Origin of the sequence: Carnobacterium viridans (assembly GCF_900102725.1) — a bacterium.
In the GTDB taxonomy this organism is placed as follows: Bacteria; Bacillota; Bacilli; order Lactobacillales; family Carnobacteriaceae; genus Carnobacterium_B; species Carnobacterium_B viridans.
In genome coordinates, this window is sequence record NZ_FNJW01000008.1 from 657915 (window position 1) to 678164 (window position 20250).

Consider the following 20250-nt stretch of genomic DNA (forward strand, 5'->3'; position numbering starts at 1 on the left):
ATAATAGCAGATTATTGATACAAAAACAATCAGTCTGCTACTTACACAGACTTTTATAGAGTCTCATTTAAAATAAAAAGACACTACAAAGCACATAGTGTCTTCATTGTTAATTTAGTTCCAATTGTTCTTTCAATAACCCAGATACTCTACTCATCTCTTGATCTGATACAATACCATAATAAATCCCATCAATTGTTGTTCCTTCAGCTTCTAATTGAACTTGCTCAATATTTCCTGCTGCTGAACGATAATTATTAAAGATTTTTACCATATCATTAAACTCAAGATTTGTTTGCATATTATTTTCTAGCGATCCTAAAATGTTTTGATAATTTGAAATCGTTGATAAAGAAGCCACTTTTTCTAACGTTGCTTGGATCACTTGTCGTTGTCGTTCTTGACGACCATAATCTCCATTTGGATCATCATAGCGCATTCTAGAATAAGCAAGTGCAGTTTTACCGTCTAGTGAAGTAGATTCACCTTCTGTAAAGTTATATCCTTCATAAGTAAATGTTAAAGGGCTAGTAACTTGAACCCCACCAACAGCATCCACAATATCTTGTAATCCTTTCATGTTCACTTCAACATAATAATCAATTGGAATATCCAACATACTTTGTACCGTATTTACTGACATAGCTGTTCCACCAAATGCATAGGCATGGTTGACTTTATCAGTTGTTCCATGACCTATGATTTCAGTACGTGTATCCCGAGGAATACTAACCATTGTTGCTTTATTTGTAGTTGGATTAACCGTCATGACCATCATCGTATCTGAACGCCCTTGTTCCGTTCTGCCTAAATCTCCTGTATCCACACCTAACATTAGAATAGAAAATGGATCTTTCTTACTAATATCAATTGAACTTTCCCGTACTTCTTCTGTTTCAACATCTTTATGGATTTTTTCTGTTGTACCAGCTACATCACTATAAATCTTCCAAACAAAAAGACCTAATGCAATAAATAGCACTAATATTATAATTAGAAATATTTTTAATCCTTTCCCTTTTTTTCTTTTTTTCTTTCTTGGATTTTCTCTCATTTCAGATCTTGATTGTGACATTCTTTCACCCTTTTCTTGACAGTCTTTATAAACAGTCACATTAGTTATAGGTACTTTTCTTTTTTATTGTACCAATAGAATAATATTTTGCAATTACATTTTTTAATTTCATTAAAAAAAGGTAATCCCGAACTTAATTCGAAATTACCCTTTCAAAATTTTGTTTTTTAATTATTTAAGGATTTTTTATCTACCCATCCCATAGTAACACCGTCTAATGAAATTAAAACATATTTTCCATTTTTTGTTTCTTTAGTAACCTTAATTGTTTTCCCAACAAAATTATTAGTCTTTGTAATCGTTTGATAGCCTTTAGTTCCCCATGGCTTTGTATCAATTGAATACGCAGATTTTGCTACAACAGCACTATATGAAACATTTTTAGATGAAGGAATAGCAGCATCCACTGTATATAGTTGTATAGCTTTTCTATCTAACCAGCCTAATGATTGTCCATTTGTTTCGATTAATACATAAGATCCTTTTTGTTTTGTTACTTTAACAGGAGTCCCAACATAATCTGTAGTTTTCCCAACAGTTTGATATCCAGAAGTTCCCCATGGTTTCGTATCAATTGAAAAAGCTGATTTTGAAACCATTCCAGTAAATGAAACTGATTTTGATCCTGTGACATCTGTTACAACATCATATGACTTCAAAGCTTTTTTATCTACCCATCCTATTGCGTCTCCATTAACAGAAATCAGAACATAACTACCTTTTTTTCTGATGACATCAACTTCAGTACCTACATAATCAGTAGTTTTAGCAATCGTTTGGTATCCAGCAGTACCCCATGGCATTGTATCAATGGAATATGAATTTTTATCAACAACTGCTTTATAATTAACTGGTTGAGATGATGCAACATTCGTCACAACTTCATAGGTTTTTAAAGCTTTTTTGTCTACCCAACCTAATAACTTTCCATCATGTGAGATTAGAACATACTGGTTATTATTTGTTTGTTTTACTACTTCAATTGTTCTGCCTAAATAATCAGAAGTGTGGTTAAGTGTATGGTACCCACTCATCCCCCATGGTTTAGTATCAATTGAATAGCCCGTTTCATTAATAATTGCTTCATATGAAATAGTGTGTGAAGCTGGAATATTTACTTCAACATCATAAGTTGATATAGCATTGCTATCAACCCATCCTAGTAATTCACCATTCAAGGAAATCAATGAATAAGTTCCATTCTTAGCTTCTTTAACGACTTCTATTTCTTGTCCAACATAATCCGTAGATTTAGCCAAAGTTTGATATCCAGAAGTTCCCCATGGTAGCGTATCGATTGAGTAACCTGATTTAGAAACTTTTGCTTTGTAACTAACAGGTACTGAAGAAGAAACATCTCCAATATTCGTAGATCTTTCTAGGGCAGTTTTATCAACCCATCCTAATACATTTCCTGCATAAGAAATAAGAACATACTTACCATCCGAAGTTTCTTTAGTAGCTTGTACTTCAGAGCCTAAATAAGTATTCGTTTTATCTACATTTTGAAATCCTGATGTTCCCCATGGTTTCGTATCAATTGTGTACCCACTCAAAGAAATTAATGCACTGTACGAAACATTCACTGTATTATTCAAACTTGTATCGACAATATGAGTATCGAATTGTGTTAAATTATATTGTTCAATAATATTATTTAATTTAATATTATACTCATCATCTGTTGCATAAGTATTAGTAAGATACCAAGTAGCATCTTTATAAGAATTTGTATTTTTTACCCATGTTTCAGAATAAAAATTAGGTGAGCCCGTTAAACCGGTTCTAAGCAAATCAGCATAGTCCATCATTGATTCATAGTAAGAAGGATAATCTCTGAAATTAGCTGTAATATTGATGATACCACCACTTACATCTTCCCAAGTTCCCATTGGAATTGTTTGACCATTATAAGATCCTTTAATTCCAAATAAATTATAATATGGAGGTGAAGCTAGCAAACTTTGTCCAAATGCACTTTCGTGAGCAGCTTGAGCAATCATTACAGATGCATACAATTGATCTTTTCCATAAGCATTTGCTATTTCCATCGCATACGGTGTTATAAAATCTATGAATTCTTGGTTTGTTTTGAATGGACGAGGTTGTGCTTGATTATTTCCTTTGTTATCAGCTAAGTATTTTTCATAAGCAGCTTTAGTTACATTAATTTTTTGTCCCACACTAATTAAGTTAGCATCTTTAATTTGAGGATTCCAAGCTAATAACTGTGTTAATGAAATGCCAAATGAATTAGCAATAGTTCCAGCAAAATCTCCAGACTTAACTGTATAAACACCATTTAAAGCAGTACGTGTAGCTGTGGTCTTAGCCATTGCAAATGTTTGTACTGTATTAGTTTTAAGTATTTCTTTTTCAGGCTCAGTTTCTTTTAATTTATTTGGAATTTTTGTTGATTCTTGCTCTTCGATTGGTACTTCTGTTGGTTCTTTTGTTGATTCTTTTGTTGGTTCTTTTGTTGGTTCTTCTACTATTGGCGTTGATTCTTGCTCTTCACTTGGTACTTCTGTTGGTTCTTCTACTACTGGTGTTGATTCTTGCTCTTCGCTTGGTACTTCTGTTGGTTCTTTTGTTGGTTCTTCTACTATTGGCGTTGATTCTTCGGCAGCTGGTTTATCTGCTTCAGATAAATCATCATTTATAAGCTGCTCAATTATCTCTAGTTGTTGAATAAGATTTGCTAATGGAAATTCTACAGAATATGTATTATCTTGATTACTTTGTACAAAAGCTTTCAAAGAAGAAGCTTCTGCTAACTCTTTAATCTCTATTTCAAAGATGCCGTCTTCATCTGAAATACCCACAAACTTTTCAGTATCATCAATGACAAGAATAACTTCACTATTTTCTAGTGTACTACCTGATACTTTATATGTTTTTTCATCTATTTGAGTAATAGTTATTTGTTCAATTAAATCTTTAACTTCTATTTTATTTTCACCTTCCATACTATAAGCAGTAATGTCTTCAATAACAATTGCATTATCAACTAATTCAATATTATTTATTATTTCAGGCTGTTCTACTTCAGATGCATAAATAACATCTTGATTTGTAGCTAATGACAACAATATTCCACTGGACAAGGTAATAAACAACTTTTTTCTATTATTATTTTTCAACTAACAATCCTCCAAACATATTATAAAAAAAATGATACCATTCTAGTATAACATATGAAAGTTATCAAAATTAAATTGAGAGTGTAAAATATTTTGTGTAAATGAATAAAAACCATACAAAAAAGGAAGTCCCTTCTGTAGAATAAAGTTAACGACAACCAATTCACAGAAAAGAGGACTTCCCTATGAATGATTTTACTACAGAAATTGTACAAACACTAGTCACTAAAGGCGATTTAAATGAATTATTCCGTTCCCACTTAGAAAGAGCGATAAACACCCTCCTACGGACAGAATTAACAGCTTTCTTGGATTATGAAAAATATGACCGCACTGGTTTTAATTCAGGTAATTCGAGGAACGGATCTTATTTCCGATCAATCAAAACCGAATATGGTGAATTAACATTGGAGATACCTAGAGATCGAAATGGCGAGTTTAAACAACAAACTTTACCAGCATACAAAAGAACAAATGACACATTGGAAACTACCATTATCCATTTGTTCAAAAAAGGCGTTACGATGTCTGAAATCGCTGATTTAATTGAAAAAATGTATGGACATCACTATACTCCACAAACCATGTCAAACATGACTAAAGTGCTGACTGAAGAAGTAAATGCATTTAAAGCAAGAGCCTTAAATGATAAGTATGTCTCTATTTTTATGGACGCTACTTATATTCCATTAAAACGTCAAACCGTGTCCAAAGAAGCCATTTACATTGCCATTGGAATACGAGAAGATGGCACTAAAGAAGTACTAAGTTATGCAATTGCTCCGACTGAGTCAACACACGTTTGGAATGAGCTACTACAAGATATTAACTCCAGAGGGGTTCAAGATGTCTTGCTCTTTATTACAGATGGCTTAAAAGGTATGAAAGACACCATTCATAAAATTTATCCAAAAGCAAAATACCAACATTGTTGTATCCATGTGTCTCGTAATATTGCTCATAAAGTACGTGTCAAAGACCGAAAAGAAATCTGTGATGACTTTAAGACTGTTTATCAAGCCAATTCAAAGGAAGAAGCGAATACTTTCTTGTCCTGTATGGTTGAGAAGTGGCAGAAAACTTATCCTAAAGTGACGCAGTCACTCATAGAAAACCAAGATTTATTGACTTTCTATGAGTTTCCGCCTAGTATTCGCAGAACCATTTACTCAACCAATCTGATCGAGTCTTTCAATAAGCAAATCAAGAAATACAGCCGCAGAAAAGAACAGTTTCAAAATGAAGAATCATTAGTGTGAATGCTAAACTAAAAACAACAATTATTGCTAATTAAGATTCTGCACTTTTTATCTAAAAATAACCGAATCAGTTATACTATTTAAGTTATGAGTATAATATCGAATCGGAGGATGAAAGGTGAAGGAATCAAAAATGACTTTATATCATGAAATACATAAATTGAATCGATTAGGGTTTAACGTTAGTCAAATCAAACGCAAAGCGGGTGTCGATAGAGATACGGTTAGAAAATATCTGAGAATGGATTTTGAAGAGATGTCCGAATGGACATCGGCCCTCCAGAACAGAACAAAAAAGTTGAATAGTCATGAAGAAGTCATTGTCGACTGGTTGAAAGAACATCCGGATTTATCTTCAGCTCAAATTGAGGATTGGTTACTGGAAGAGTATCCCGAACTAAAAGTAGGCTCAAGTACAATCCGGCTTTTCGTTAAGGAGTTAAGAGACCGATATGCGATTCCGAAAGTGAAACAATCAAGGCACTACGAGGCAATTTCTGAAGTAGATATGGGCGAACAAATTCAAGTTGATTGGGGTCAGTGTTGGCAGATGACAGTCAATAAAGAAAAGATAAAGCTTTATTTCATCTGTTTCGTTTTAGGCCATAGCCGGTATAAATACGTTGAATGGTTAAATCGCCCCTTTACGACTCAGGATACGACACGTTGCCATGAGCAAGCTTTCCGATATTTCGGTGGAATGACAAAAGAAGTGATGTATGATCAAGATAACTTAATCGCCGTAAGCGAGAATGCAGGAGACCTCATATTAACGAGTAAATTTGAAGCATACCAGCAAGCCAGAGGCTTTCAAGTTTATCTCTGTCGCGCAGCAGACCCTGAGACTAAAGGAAAGATCGAGCGTGTGGTCGGCTATGTAAAAGGAAATTTTGCTAAGAATAGAATTTATAGTGATTTAGATGATTGGAATCAGAAATGTCGTAATTGGCTAGAGCGGACAGGCAATCATAAAGTTCATGGCACAACAAAAAAGAGACCAGATTCAGTGTTCCTTCAGGAAAAAGCACACTTGAAACCAGTCTCACCTTTTAAAACTATGGATGATCCATTTGATGCAAGTATAGCAATTAAAATAGGAAAAGACAATACGATTCGCTACAAAGGAAATCGTTATTCTGTTCCTGTAGGAACCTATCGATCCGCTGGAACGAATGAAGTATTACTTCGAGTCAATCATAATGAATTGATTGTTTTAAATGAATTGAACGGTGAAGAAATAACGAGACACCCTCTTTCGTCTGAAAAAGGAAAATTAATAAAGAAAACCAATCACGGACGAGACCGTTCAAAAACGATACAGAAATACAAGGAAGCTATGATTGCCTTATTTGAAGATCAAGCGAGTGCCAGTCTCTATATAGAAAAAGTGGTAGAAGGACACAAGAGGTATGCACGTGACCAGTTTATTGTGCTGGAGAGAGCTGTTCAATCGTTCCCAGAGGAACGAGAAGCTGCTTTACAAAAATGCATAGATGAGCAGCTATGGAGTGCCAATGATTTTAGAGATGTTTCTCAATTCTTAGCTAAAGAGTCCATACCTATATCGTCAGATCACTTGTTAAAAACAACGACTGATTCAGCGAAGCTTTCTGCCTCGTCAATCACCGTTTCTACTCGTTCCCTTAGTGAATATACAAAGCTGATGAGAGGTGAACACCAATGAGCACAGGTCTTGAAGGTCTTCAGAATGCCCTTAAGCAATTGCGATTATCGGAAGTATCCAGTGAACTCCCTCTTATTATGCGAGAGGCAGAACAACAATCCTGGACGTATCATGAACTTATTGATCACCTTCTTACCTTTGAATTAAACAAACGGGACGAAAAAAACAAAGAGAAACGATTAAAATGGGCCAAATTCCCGTATCAAAAGTCCCTTGAGGACTACGATATGAATGGCCAAAAAAGTATGACTGAACGACAAATGAAGCAATTAAAGGAAATGCATTGGCTAGAGCAACAATACAATCTCGTGTTGCTTGGTCCACCAGGTGTGGGAAAGACCCATCTTGCCATAGGAATGGGCCTTGAGGCCATTGAACAAGGGTATCATGTCATGTTTCTCCCGATGGGTGAACTCATGTCCATACTGAAAACGAGCGATTATACGAGGAAATCTCAAATCACATTAAATAGAATCAAACAGGCAGATTTAGTTATCATTGATGATCTTATGTATATCGCAATGGATCAACGGGAGGCGAATCAATTCTTCCATCTGATAAACCACTTATATGAACGAAGTTCAATTATATTAACCTCAAACAAAAGTCCAGATCAATGGGGAGAACTTCTAGGCGATGAAGGGCTTGCGACTGCAATCCTAGATCGTCTTCTCCACCGTGTTGAAGTGATACAAATGAATGACGAAAGCTACAGAATGAAAAATAGAGAGAGTGTATTTCAATAAGAAAGTGCAGAAACTTATTTAGCAAAAAGTGCAGAAAACTAATTAGCAGAAATTGTCGATTTCTACTTGACGTCGACAATTAGAACGTTTCTTAGTATCCATCTTTGATACATACAATCAAAAATTTCTAAACAGAAGCCATAAAGGTTTCCAACAAGTAACCGATACATTAGCTTCAATGTTTACTAAGTAACAGATTATTTTGCAGAAGGGCGATTTATTTACACAAAATTATTGACGCTCTCATTAAATTACATTGTTCTTTTATTAAAACAGTTAATAGTTGTTCACATTCTATTAATAAATGAAAAAAGACCAGTATAAACTGGCCTTTTTTCATTTACAACTAATTATGTTTCATATACATTTTTGAAATCAATTTGAACCTATAATGCTAATTTTTATAAACTGTTACACCTTATAAAATGAATTAATAATCTAATCCTCAATAAAAAAAGAATAATATAAGATACTTAACGAGTAAAACAAATAAATTAGAAAATTCTATTATTTTTAAGTGCATCAATTCTTACAATCTATTTCAGCTCAGAGTTTTAATTTTTCTAATTGTAATTAACACCTTCTGTAATATTCTGTATATTTCTGGATGTTTAAAATAAAAAATATATTTTCTATATACACTATACCCATTGTTTAAAATTATAAGTTTGATATCTTTTAATTGTATATAATTCTTTTTTCTATTTTTAAAACTCATTTCCATACAATAGATAATACATTGGCCTAGAAGATGGTTAACTCTACTATTAAGAGCATCATCCATTTCTACAGTAGTTTCTTCTAAATGGCTATTAAATTCTATAGTTTTTTGAATAACTTTGGTAAGAGATTCAATACGATGTTCATAATTTAGGGATGTAATAGTAGAATCCAAACGTATTCTTCGATAAAATAACTTATCCTTAATGCATTTAACCTTTTTACTCTTCATTAAAAGTTGGTAACTAAACAATTCATCTTCATGTATAATACCTTCTAGAAAATAAATAGTATTTTCTAGAAGCACTTTTTTCTTTATAAATTGCAAGCAAGGCGAAGCGTAAAAATCTTTATTTGCTGTCATTTCTATAAATAAATCTTGTCCATTTAATATTTTGTCATATACCTTATTTCTTTCATAGTTCATATTTCCAATTTTCATATTATCTACAGATTTATCAAAAAAAGATTTTCCTTCAAATAAAATTAATTCTAAATCTTCTTTAACTGCTAAATTATATAGGTGCTCCATAGCTAAATCAGGTATTAAATCATCACTGTCTAAAAAATAAATATATTCACCTTTTGCATGTTGAATGCCTTTATTTCTAGCCTTACTTTGACCAGCATTTTCTTGATAATAGTCTAGTATATTTGTATAAGATTCTGTATACTTTTTAATAATCTTACTTGACTGATCCGTAGATCCATCATCAATAAGAATCAACTCAATATCTTGAAAATTTTTTTGAGAAATTACACTTTCAATACAATCTTCAAGATAGTTTTCAACGTTATAAACAGGTACAATAACCGAAATCTTTACATTTCCCATATTATAATAGCCCTTCTCTCTTACATAAACTCTATTATTTAAGTTAATTTAACTGACATCAACTTAAATAATAGAGCTGTTTCTAAACTATACTTATAAGTGACCATAAAATTTCATAATAAGTATACTAAAAATTTTCAGAATAAATTTCACTTAACTTTTCCATATACCCTTTAACTGAATGATTTTTTGATACCGCATCATACGATTGTATGCTTTTTTCTTTAATTTGTTGAGGGTTCTCTAAAATTTCTAAAACAATTTTTTCCAATGAATTTTGTATATGAGCTCGTAGTGTTTGCTTTTTGTTTATGCTACTTACATCAACTTCGCCTGAATTATCTAGAGGAAGCTGAATCATCCATCCAATAGTAGTATTATTTATTTCTGGAAGAGCCCGAACATTAGTTGTGATAACAGGGCAGCCAGATGCTTGAAATTCTAAAACTGAGTAGCCATAAGTATCTGCCCAAGTTGGCAACAAGCCCACATCACTATTTTTCATCATCTCAAGTAACTTTTTATTGTCTAAACTTTCGTAAAAATTTATCCAATCTGTATTTCTTAGTTTATTTTTCATTTCTTGTATTTCTTCTTCAGTATCTTGATATTTGCCAAATGCATAATTATAGCTTTTGCCTAAGGAAACAATTGTTAGTTCAAAATCGAAATGATGCTCTTTTTTAATCTTGGAAAATACATCTAGTATCTCTTTACCACCTTTACGAGTAAAGTCTTTTCCAACAAACAAAAATTTTAAAATAGGGTTAACTACCTTTAGCTCCACTTCAGATTTTTCCATCAATTTTTCTTGTGGTGGGTTTATTTGAATCATTTTTTTCTTAATAGTATTTTTATATTGTGGGAAAAATTCTAAAAATCTTAATTCCATTTCATAGTTATTTTTAGATAACGATATCACTTTTTTGCAATAATCTTTTGCTAAAATTTCCACATATTTTTCTGTTCTATCCTTTTCTTTTATGCTCTTTTTAGTAAGATTTTTATGGTCTAAAAATGATGTTGCTGAAGTTCGAGGAATGTATGTTTCAAAAGTTGAAATCCAAGGGACTTTTTTGTTCGTAACAGTGTTAAAAAGATGTAATCCATCTACTCCTTCATCATTAAAAACTATATCTTTAAAATAGACTATTGCATTTCTACCTATAAGGGGCATTCTTTTTAATGCTGTATGTGGATAATAAGTATTTAAACTTTTCATTTTTTTCAATGGGTGAAGATTACCATTTATAATAGTTCTTCTTTCAGGATATGAATCATTAGTATAACCTATTATTTTCATTGGGCACCTCTCTTTTAAGAATAATTCATTTACTTATTCGAAACTGCCTAATCTTTATTTTTCATCATATAAATAATAATTTTCCAAGTATATGGTCTAAATTTAGTTGTTAAAGATAAATTTTGATATCTTGTTTTTATTTCTAGTCTTCTTTGTGCTCTGCTAAGATTTTTGTCAGAAGCAATACCAAGTAGAATATAGTTTAATACAAAACTTTCATAGGCTAGTTTTGAGAAAAATTCTTTATGGGTTTCTAACCACTGCTCAGTGAAGTTCCATCTGTTAATATATCCCACTCTGGAATCCATAGGTACATCAGAATGATAAATTATCTTTGGATCTTCAACTTGTATTATTGTTAAATTATGGCTATTATCTACGTTTAGCAACCAGTCCCAATCCTGATGCTTGATCAGACCTTTAGTAAAAGGTGTTTCAATAAGAATGTGTTTGGGAACAAGCACGGTTGAAGTTTGAATAAATCCTATATTTCTTAATCCTTTTGTTTCAAATAAATAGTCAGAAATTGTTTTTTTACCGCTATTTTTATAATCAATATTTGGTAATTTATCATATTTTTTTTGATTTGGACTTTTATATCTTTCTAGTGACGTAAAGCATAAAAAATCATCATCAATTGACAATTGATTTTTATTAATTAAATCCATCTGACTACTTAATTTATCACTAAACCATTCATCATCGTCGTCTAACAAACCTATTAATTCTCCATTAGCTTTTTTTACACCTATATTTCTTGCTTCACTTCCACCAACTTTAGTATTTGTTTGAATCAAATTAATTTCTATATTACTCATTTTTTTAGCTTGTTCAATATATTCTCCAGTTCTAGCAGAAAAACCATCCACAACAACGACAATTTCTATATTTTTATAGTCTTGTTTAATAACGCTCTCAATTGCTCTTTTTAGAAAGAACGGTCTATCAAATGTAGGTATTACAACACTAATTAGTGGTTCATTCATTCAATTCATCCTTTAATTTTAATTCTTATTATACTAATAACAAATTTCAAAAAATCCTAAAAATTGAAAATAGTCTCATAAGGTATATACTCTATATACGTTCCGGAAATAATAAATATTAAACAAAAGACTACAAAAGTAAATCCCAAAAATAGAAATAAGTTAATTAATTTATTTTTACTAAAAGATGAAAATAAAGTTGGTACAATAAGTATTTCACTAGTAGAAAATAAAGTACCTAATCTCCCTCCCACAGTACTTAAAGTTCCTGTAAATATTAATATTAAGGAAGCTATAAAATATATTTTTAGTAACAAATTAAATCTATTTTTTTCTTCTTGTATTTTTGGATAAGCTAAAAATACTGCTGCAAAAAAAAGAACTAATTGCATCCACAATATTGGATTAAAAATCCATTGTCCGTTTGTATAATTTGGGCTAGTAAAATAGGCATTGTACCGATCAGGAATTGCCCAAATATATATTTCGGGAATTTGTACGATTACTCCAATTATGAGACTAATACCTAATAGAGAAAATATATTTTTTAATGACAAATGTTTGAATACATAGTGAAAAATATAAACAATAATAAAAGACCAAGCTGTTATGTGAAATAATGAAGCTATAAAAATAATAAGTAAAAATTTAAATGGTTTTTTATTTAATACATAGGGTATAGAGTACAATAGTATAATACATGCCAGTGCAGATCTAATTTGTCCCATATCACGAACCAAAAAAAATCTAGCATAATAATAGAGTAATACTAAAGAAGGAAATGGAGTGAATTTATAAACAAAATTAGTTAGTAAAATTAAGCTCACGAAAGAAAAAAATAATATAAATGTATAATAATTAAAGCCCATAGACTTAAAAAGATAATTTAGAAATAGAAAACCACTTTCTGCTTCTATTTTTCCATTAAAAACATCAGAGATTTTTTCAATCTCTGTATAAAATTTTCCATATGAGTTAAAATCATATCCTGTATAAAAACGGAATCCCGCTACGATAGCAAGTATACTACCAGTTATAATAGAGATCTTTTTATTTCTCAATACTACTTCGATAGTCGCTAAAATAAGCAAGATAACAAAAATACTTACATAAAAAAACATATTGGGCCTCCGTTATTTATCATATTAAAATCACTTTTATCTCACTTTTATAAATCTTCAGTAATTCTCTTTGTGTTTCATACCATTTCTTCGTAGTAGAATGCTTTTTACATATGATTATAACTTCATCAAATGATAATGTAGGATTAACTGATGATACAGAACTACTAAATAGAATAGAGTTTTGATTTTTATTAGTTTTTATATTAGATATATCCATTAACTTTTCAACAATATAATTGTCTAATTCTTCTTCAGAAAGTATAAGTTTTGAATCTCTTTCTGGATGAAGTATTGCATGTATCATTTGATCATACTTTTCATCTTTATTCTGATATTTGTTATTGCTTATATTCAATATTGTATCATTATCTTTGAAAGCAAACCCGTATATATCGGTAACTTCTTTTTTTAATAAATTTCTGATTAGTGCTATAAAAATCCCGCCAAAAATACTTATTATTAATGCGATAGCAGTGTACAAAATAATTTTTTTGTAAGAAAATCTTTCTTCAACATTAATATCTAAATCAGAATTAGGGATTGAATCTGATTCAATTTCGTAGCTTTTAATTACTTCAGGTTCAGTGACAACATAAACCGCTTTGTTATCAAAGAAAGAACTATCCTCGTTAGAAATCATATTAAAATAAGCGTCTGCAATCAACTGATTTTTTTGCTTATCTCCTGTTCCAACTTTTAAAGTCATTACTTGGGTATTTGGATTTAGTGTTACTTGAACTGCAAGTTCAGGACTAGGATCAATAGATGTATCCGTTTCTTCTTCAATTTTTTTAAGTACATCTTCAGAAGTTAAAAGTTCATTCATTAATGAATTAGCTAAAAAGGGCTCACCTGCATCGTTTTCCATATAGAAACTAAAAGCCATTCCTTCATCTTTTTGAAGGTTTTTCATAATTAATTTTATCTCTTCAGGTTCTAGTTGTGCCTCAAAAGGTATATCCTGATTCAGTTCACTAAGTTTAACTTCTTGTTCTTCTAAAACATTAGTATTCTCATCAATTTTACTGTCTGTGTAAATTGTATAACCTATGCCTAATAAAAATATAGAAAAGAACAAAACTGTCGTGGTGATAATTATTTTTATATTATCTTTAAGAAAAAATACTAATTCATCTAAAGTAGGTAAATTCTTCAAGTACATGTCCTCCTCATTTTGAGTAAATTTCATCTAATAACATAGCTGTATGTTTCATATCATATTGTGATAATTCTGGAAGAGGCTCATTACCGTATGGTTTTTCAAGTATTATTTCAGCCCACTTTTCTGCACTTTCTTCTAATTTAATAAAGTGGACATTTTTAGATAGTTTTGTTTCAGAAGAAACTTCAGTTGACAGAATTAATTTAATATTTGCTGCTTGAGCTTCTACAGCTGAAATTGGTAATCCTTCATACAAAGAAGGCATTGCAAAAACATCCATAGCTTTTAATAAAGTTGGAATATCATCTCTTATACCTAAAAATAAGACTTTTTTTTGTAGTTTTTTTGAAAGAACCATTTTTTCTATTTTATTCCGTAAAGAGCCTTCACCTATTAAGATTAGAAAACTATTAGAATTTTTCTGAACTATTTCTTCAAAAATATCAATGAGGAAAAAATGATTTTTTTGTTCTTCGAATCTTCCTATGTTTCCTACAACAAAAGCCTCTTTAGGTATATTAAGGCTTTCTCTAATAATTTCTTTTTTTAAAGGTACATTCCGATACATATCTATATCTATGCCATTTGGAACAAAAATAAACGGTTGATTTTCACCATAAAGACCAACTCCTGCTTCAGTTGAGCAGGCTAAATAATCAGTTGCATTTACTTTCATCAAGTGATCAAAAAGTTTACGCGCTATGGTCAAAAATAAATTACTTTTTTTTCCATCTTTGGTAGCATGACTATGAATAATTCTTTTTTTAATCCCAGCCCGCTTAGCTAATAATAAATTTAATCCTCCTCCAAAAAATACTTCATTGTGGACTATGTCAAAATGTTTTTCTTTCAATAAAGCATTAACACCTTTTATATAGCCAACAATATTTTTTTTAGGATTAGGGACAGCGTATATATGACCACCTAACTCATGAATTTCTACATTATATGGTTTAACATCTACAAAATCATTGTAAATTAAAAAATCAAATTGAAATTTTGAGCGATCAATATTACGGTAAGCATTCATCATAAAAGTTTCAGCTCCGCCTTTTCCCATCCGTCCCTGAAAATGTAAGACTCTTAGAGGTTGTTTCATTTTCACTTCAGACCTTTCTTTTAAAATTTTCGTTTGAATTTTTCAATTGTTTTTGGAGAGGTCATACTGATTGAATACATTAATTTAGAGGCAATATAATTGACTGAAATTGATTTTGTTTTAAATAATACTTTCATTACTTGTCTAATTTTTGTATCAGTCAGACTATCTTTGCTTGCTCTGATAACATCTGGATGCTGCATAATAGTTTTGATATAATCGCGTTTTTCACGGTAAGTTAAAAGACAGCTTTCACTGTGCAATGGAATAATACAAGACATTACCCCTTTTAAAAAAAGAGCACTAAATCCTTTTTCATGTTTCTTGGTCAATGCTAGTAACTCGCGATAAAATTCAACAAACGTATCAAATTTATTGTCAAAATATTTATTTGTTAAACTATATTTCCCATCAAATGAATAATCATAAAGGATATCACTCACTACTTTACAAGCTTCTACATGTTTAAAATAACGAATATTAAACAATCTGTCCTCACAACTATTGTATGGCGGGAATTTTATTTCATGTTTTTTTATGATGTCTAACTTAAAAAGCTTATTCCAAGCTACATACATAAGTTGCTTGTTCATTAAAGGATAAACGTTATCTAAAAAATCTTCATGTGTTTCTATCAATTGGTTCGGTGCTTTAACCAATCTGGTATCCACTAGTTCTTCACCATCTAGAACATTCATATTGTATGAAGAAATGACTAAATCAATTTTTTCATCTTTTACGTGATCTGCATATATTTCTAGCGTACCGTCTTTCATCACATCATCTGAATCAACAAATAAAAGATACCGTCCATTAGTCAATTCAATTCCGTTATTTCTAGCATTACCAGGTCCTCCATTTTGAATGGTTTTAAACCTTACTCGAGCATCTTGATTATGGTAACGTTCAAGTACTTCTTGTGTACCATCTGTTGACCCATCATTTATAATAATTAATTCAAAATTAGTAAATGACTGATTTAACACACTTGTAATGGTTTTGCCTACTGTGTCTTCACAATTGTATGCAGGCATAACCACACTAAAAAAAGGAGTATTCGCCATTTCACTTAGTCCTTTCATCAACAGATCACACCAAATATTTTATATTATTTGGTATTTCTTTACTTTTTTCTTGCTCTTCTTCATCTAATCCTTTAGAAGAAACTTTATCGAATAAGATTTTTATTGTTTGCAACATGATTTTCACATCAAGTAAGAGCGAATATTTTTTAATATATAACAAATCAAAATTCAATTTACTATTAAAGTCTGATGCATATTTTCCATATACTTGAGCGTAACCTGTAATACCCGCTCTAACATTATGGCGCAAATAATAATGAGGGTTTTCTTTTTGAAATTGATCCACAAAAAATGGACGTTCAGGTCTAGGACCTACCACGGACATATCCCCTTTTAATACATTAAATAATTGAGGCAGCTCATCAATTCTTAAAGAGCGGATGTGTTTACCAACTGTAGTCACCCTTGCATCATTAGAGGATGCCAATACTGGACCTGAATCTTTTTCAGCTGTTGCACTCATACTTCTGAATTTTAAGACATTAAATTCTTTGCCATCTTTTGTTATTCTTACTTGTTTGTATAGTACTGGTCCTTCAGAAGTTAACTTGACTAATAAAGATGTTATCAGCATAAATGGTGAGGTAACCATAATTAGAACAATGGAAAAAAGAATATCCATTAAACGTTTAATTAAATCGTCTTCAGAAGAAATTTCAAAATTAGAAATTTCGATAATACTTTCGTCCTCAATATTCATAATATTTGGATTAACTAATAACAAATTATCAAAGCTAGTTGTTAAAAACAATTTTTTCTTTTCACGAACTAACAAATTATAGATGTTTTCCTTTTCTTTTTCACTTAATCCACTAGCTAAATAAACAATATCCACCTCATCAAGGTATTTCTTTACATTAGTATAATAGTTAGATACTACAGCATATTTAACAATGTGTCTTTTACTTTTTGCATTTCCAATATTGAATATTGCGTTTTTTATATCTTTTTCAGTTCCGACAACCATTACTTGTTTACTTCCACTGAAACGTTCATAAAATTTATAGACAATTACACGCCAAAGGAATAAGATAATTGTGCTGAAAATAAGACTAATTAATAATACTGATCTTGGAAAAGTGAACCATCTACCAAAAAAAGTTAATGCCATGATTGATATGGTCATAATTAATTGTATTATAATAGTAAAATATAAAAAATCTGCAATAGATTTATTATAAAAAACGTACACTCCAAATAATAAATTTAATAAAACAAATAAAGTTAAAATATAAAAAATCGAATTCTCATAAGCATTATAATTGTACATTGGAATGTCGCTTTTATAGCGTACATAAAAAGAAAGGAGAATAGACAGATGATATAAAAAGACATCCATCAATACTATTATTATCTTTTTCGTTTTGGTAAACTTTTCTCCTTGAGACATAATTTTTTCCTCCGATCGATAACTGTTATTCAAACACGGCTTATATATAATATCATAGAAACACTCGAAATCCTATTACGTACTCATTAAAATACTTACTAACATTTCAAATCATACCACAAATTTTTAAAGATTTCATAAAATCAAAATGTCACTACCTTACACTTTATATCTTCCATGTTTTTTATTTCCTATGTAAATAAAAAACAATAGTAGAAATATTGAAAAAGCCGGGTTTAAATATCCACCTTTTTGAAAATTTAATGCTATAAAGACTACTCCCATTTTAAAATTTGTTACTAATGCATAAATACTGAATACACAACTTAGTAAAAATGTTACCAAGCCTAAATCGGATAATAAATAAGCATAAACATTCCATATATTAGGTGTGTGTCCTATTCCATTCCCAAGAAAAATATGTTCCATATTAACATAATCCCAGCTTCTGATAATTCTAAAATAAGCCGATCCATCTTCTCCACTTATTATATCAACTGTCCTATTTATAATCGTTTCATTGATTAAATCCCATGAAAAAAATACCACAGCTATGATCAGTAGTAAGTATATAGTTGTTCTTTTCGTCCACTTTAATTCTCTTAAATTAATTTTATCTATAAAGTGTAATGCTTGTATCATCAACATAATTCCTATTGCACTATATGAAAAAGTCAAAAATATGGTCAAAGAAATAAAAATAGTAAAGCCTTTTTTTATTTTTACATCTACTTTATTGAAGTAATTCATTGATAAAATAATATTTAAAAAATACCCAAGGTAAGCTGGTTCTGAAAAAATGCTCCTTGTTCTAATAAAATCAATATTTTCATTAAAAGCATAACTCAATAAATCTGTCCGAGTAAATCTCCAAAAAAATTCGTATGGTAGTTGACCATTTGAATACAATGCAAGAGTAATATAAATTCCTATCAAACAAATTATGACAGCTATGATATTAAGAATTTTCAAAAACAACGCTTCTAACTTTTGTTCCTTAACATAATTATATACTCCAAAAGTTATAGCAATATAATATGAAATTCTTATTAAGCTTGCTAATCCAGTCTTTAAAATAAAACTACTATTTAGCTGTATATTCATTATAATATTTATTGCTATTAAGCCCAGTATCAAAAGAATCCAAAGCAGTTGTTTTTTTTTCAATTTATAGTTCCCACTAATTATCAGGCTTAATCCTACTACAGCAAAAATATAATCACTTAAAGTGAAGATACCAATCATCCAATCTGTTACGATAAATGACATACTCATCAAACTCAAGATAATTACTGCCCATATACTATGGTACTGCTTATTAAAATTTAACCATTTTGTTAAAATAGAACAGTTTTCCAAAGTCAAAACCCACTTCCTAAAATCAATCTATTTATTCCCTAAAAATTCTGTTGGTCTTTGCTTGTCTATACCGAATTCATGTAAGATTGCAGATAAAATTCTTTTACTTGCTTGTCCATCTCCATAAGGATTATTTGTTGTGGCCATTTTTTTATATTCAGATTCATTTTCTAGTATTTTTGTCATTTCTTTTATGATAGTTTCGGTTTGAGTACCTACCAACTTAAGTGTTCCTGCTTCTACGCCTTCAGGTCTTTCAGTTGCATCTCTAAGTACTAGTACTGGAACTCCCAAAGAAGGTGCCTCTTCTTGAACACCGCCTGAATCCGTCATAATCATATAGCTTTTAGCAGCTAAATTATGAAAGTCCATAACTTCAAGTGGATCAATTAGATGAATTCTAGGATGTCTTCCTAAAACATTCTTAGCCATATTTTGAACATTAGGATTTAAATGAACAGGATAAATAACTTCAATATCTTGATGTTGATCAACTACTTGGCGTATAGCTTGAAATACCCGTTCCATGGGTTTTCCTTGATTTTCTCGGCGATGCATTGTCACTAAAACAACTTTACTTTCCGAATTAATATTTTCTAGAACAGTATGGTGGTAGTCCTTTTGTATAGTTTCTTTAAGAGCATCGATTGCAGTATTTCCTGTAACGTAAATTTTTTCTTCCGGATGATTCTCTTTTAATAAGTTTAATTTGCTTTCTATTGTAGGTGCAAAATATATATCTGCGATTACATCTGTTAATTGACGATTCAATTCTTCAGGAAACGGTGAATGTTTATTTCCTGTACGAAGCCCGGCTTCAACGTGTCCAACTTTGATTTGATTATAATAAGCAGAAATACTTGCAGCAAATGTAGTTGTCGTATCGCCATGAACTAAAATTATATCTGGTTTGACTTTTTTTAAAATTTCGTCAAGACCTACTAATACAGATGATGTAATTTCTGATAAAGTTTGATTTTCTTTCATGATATTCATATCATAATTTGGTTTAATCCCAAATGTCTGTAAAACTTGATCCAACATTTCTCTATGTTGAGCAGTAACTGTAACACTAGATTCAAACCAATCTGATTGCTTATTTAATTCTTTTACTAATGGAGCCATCTTAATTGCTTCAGGTCTAGTACCAAATATTGTCATTACTTTTATTTTTTTCATAAAGATAAACCTCCTGAACATTTATTTAACTATTTAATTTTTTTTTATTAATTCTTAAAAACCTATATATTAGGTTTCTTCATTTTTTAACTTATGCTGTA

General features: G+C 30.6%; 15 protein-coding genes. 3 read left to right on the plus strand and 12 right to left on the minus strand.

Annotation, left to right across the window (positions count from 1 at the left end; translation table 11 throughout):
- Positions 1-109: 109 nt before the first annotated feature.
- Both BLT48_RS04540 and BLT48_RS04545 read right to left on the minus strand, forming a co-directional pair.
- Positions 110-1075 carry an LCP family glycopolymer transferase gene (locus BLT48_RS04540; protein WP_089975622.1) on the minus strand — a complete coding sequence of 322 codons (966 nt, stop codon included), beginning with the start codon at positions 1073-1075 and terminating at the stop codon, positions 110-112.
- Between the two features lie 167 nt (positions 1076-1242).
- Entirely contained in the window at positions 1243-4218 is a 2976-nt protein-coding gene (locus tag BLT48_RS04545) for a GW dipeptide domain-containing protein (RefSeq protein ID WP_089975625.1), read from the minus strand.
- Positions 4219-4403: 185 nt separating this feature from the next.
- Here BLT48_RS04545 and BLT48_RS04550 point away from each other — a divergent pair, with 185 nt between their 5' ends.
- The 3 genes from BLT48_RS04550 to istB all read left to right on the plus strand — a co-directional run bounded on the left by BLT48_RS04550 (position 4404) and on the right by istB (position 7907).
- Positions 4404-5477 (plus strand): IS256 family transposase, encoded by a 1074-nt coding sequence (locus BLT48_RS04550; RefSeq protein WP_143019100.1) that lies wholly within the window; start codon positions 4404-4406, stop codon positions 5475-5477.
- Positions 5478-5595: 118 nt separating this feature from the next.
- On the plus strand, positions 5596-7161 hold the full coding sequence (gene istA / locus BLT48_RS04555) for an IS21 family transposase (protein WP_089975628.1): 1566 nt from the start codon (positions 5596-5598) through the stop codon (positions 7159-7161).
- Complete coding sequence (istB, locus tag BLT48_RS04560; protein ID WP_089975630.1) at positions 7158-7907, plus strand: IS21-like element helper ATPase IstB; 750 nt, start codon at positions 7158-7160, stop codon at positions 7905-7907. Before istA ends, istB begins: the two co-directional genes overlap by 4 nt.
- 541 nt (positions 7908-8448) lie before the next feature.
- Here the strand turns inward: istB and BLT48_RS04565 are convergent.
- The 10 genes from BLT48_RS04565 to wecB form a co-directional block, all read right to left on the minus strand.
- Entirely contained in the window at positions 8449-9462 is a 1014-nt protein-coding gene (locus BLT48_RS04565; protein WP_089975633.1) for a glycosyltransferase family 2 protein, read from the minus strand.
- 127 nt (positions 9463-9589) lie between these two features.
- Entirely contained in the window at positions 9590-10765 is a 1176-nt protein-coding gene (locus BLT48_RS04570) for a glycosyltransferase family 4 protein (RefSeq protein WP_089975636.1), read from the minus strand.
- A gap of 47 nt (positions 10766-10812) precedes the next feature.
- Positions 10813-11751 carry a glycosyltransferase family 2 protein gene (locus tag BLT48_RS04575; protein WP_089975638.1) on the minus strand — a complete coding sequence of 313 codons (939 nt, stop codon included), beginning with the start codon at positions 11749-11751 and terminating at the stop codon, positions 10813-10815.
- Between the two features lie 56 nt (positions 11752-11807).
- Positions 11808-12872 (minus strand): EpsG family protein, encoded by a 1065-nt coding sequence (locus BLT48_RS04580; protein ID WP_089975641.1) that lies wholly within the window; start codon positions 12870-12872, stop codon positions 11808-11810.
- A 19-nt stretch (positions 12873-12891) separates the two neighbouring features.
- Positions 12892-14037: a YveK family protein gene (locus tag BLT48_RS04585; RefSeq protein WP_226776620.1), complete on the minus strand. Its 1146-nt coding sequence runs from the start codon at positions 14035-14037 to the stop codon at positions 12892-12894.
- Between the two features lie 7 nt (positions 14038-14044).
- Complete coding sequence (locus BLT48_RS04590) at positions 14045-15136, minus strand: glycosyltransferase family 1 protein (RefSeq protein ID WP_176944151.1); 1092 nt, start codon at positions 15134-15136, stop codon at positions 14045-14047.
- A gap of 20 nt (positions 15137-15156) precedes the next feature.
- Positions 15157-16218, minus strand: coding sequence for a glycosyltransferase family 2 protein (locus BLT48_RS04595; RefSeq protein WP_089975651.1), 1062 nt, complete (start codon positions 16216-16218; stop codon positions 15157-15159).
- A 7-nt stretch (positions 16219-16225) separates the two neighbouring features.
- Entirely contained in the window at positions 16226-17611 is a 1386-nt protein-coding gene (locus tag BLT48_RS04600) for a sugar transferase (RefSeq protein ID WP_089975653.1), read from the minus strand.
- Positions 17612-17770: 159 nt separating this feature from the next.
- Positions 17771-18976, minus strand: a complete 1206-nt coding sequence (locus BLT48_RS04605) for a hypothetical protein (RefSeq protein ID WP_089975656.1) — start codon at positions 18974-18976, stop codon at positions 17771-17773.
- 21 nt (positions 18977-18997) lie between these two features.
- On the minus strand, positions 18998-20149 hold the full coding sequence (wecB, locus tag BLT48_RS04610) for a non-hydrolyzing UDP-N-acetylglucosamine 2-epimerase (protein WP_089975660.1): 1152 nt from the start codon (positions 20147-20149) through the stop codon (positions 18998-19000).
- Positions 20150-20250: the final 101 nt, after the last annotated feature.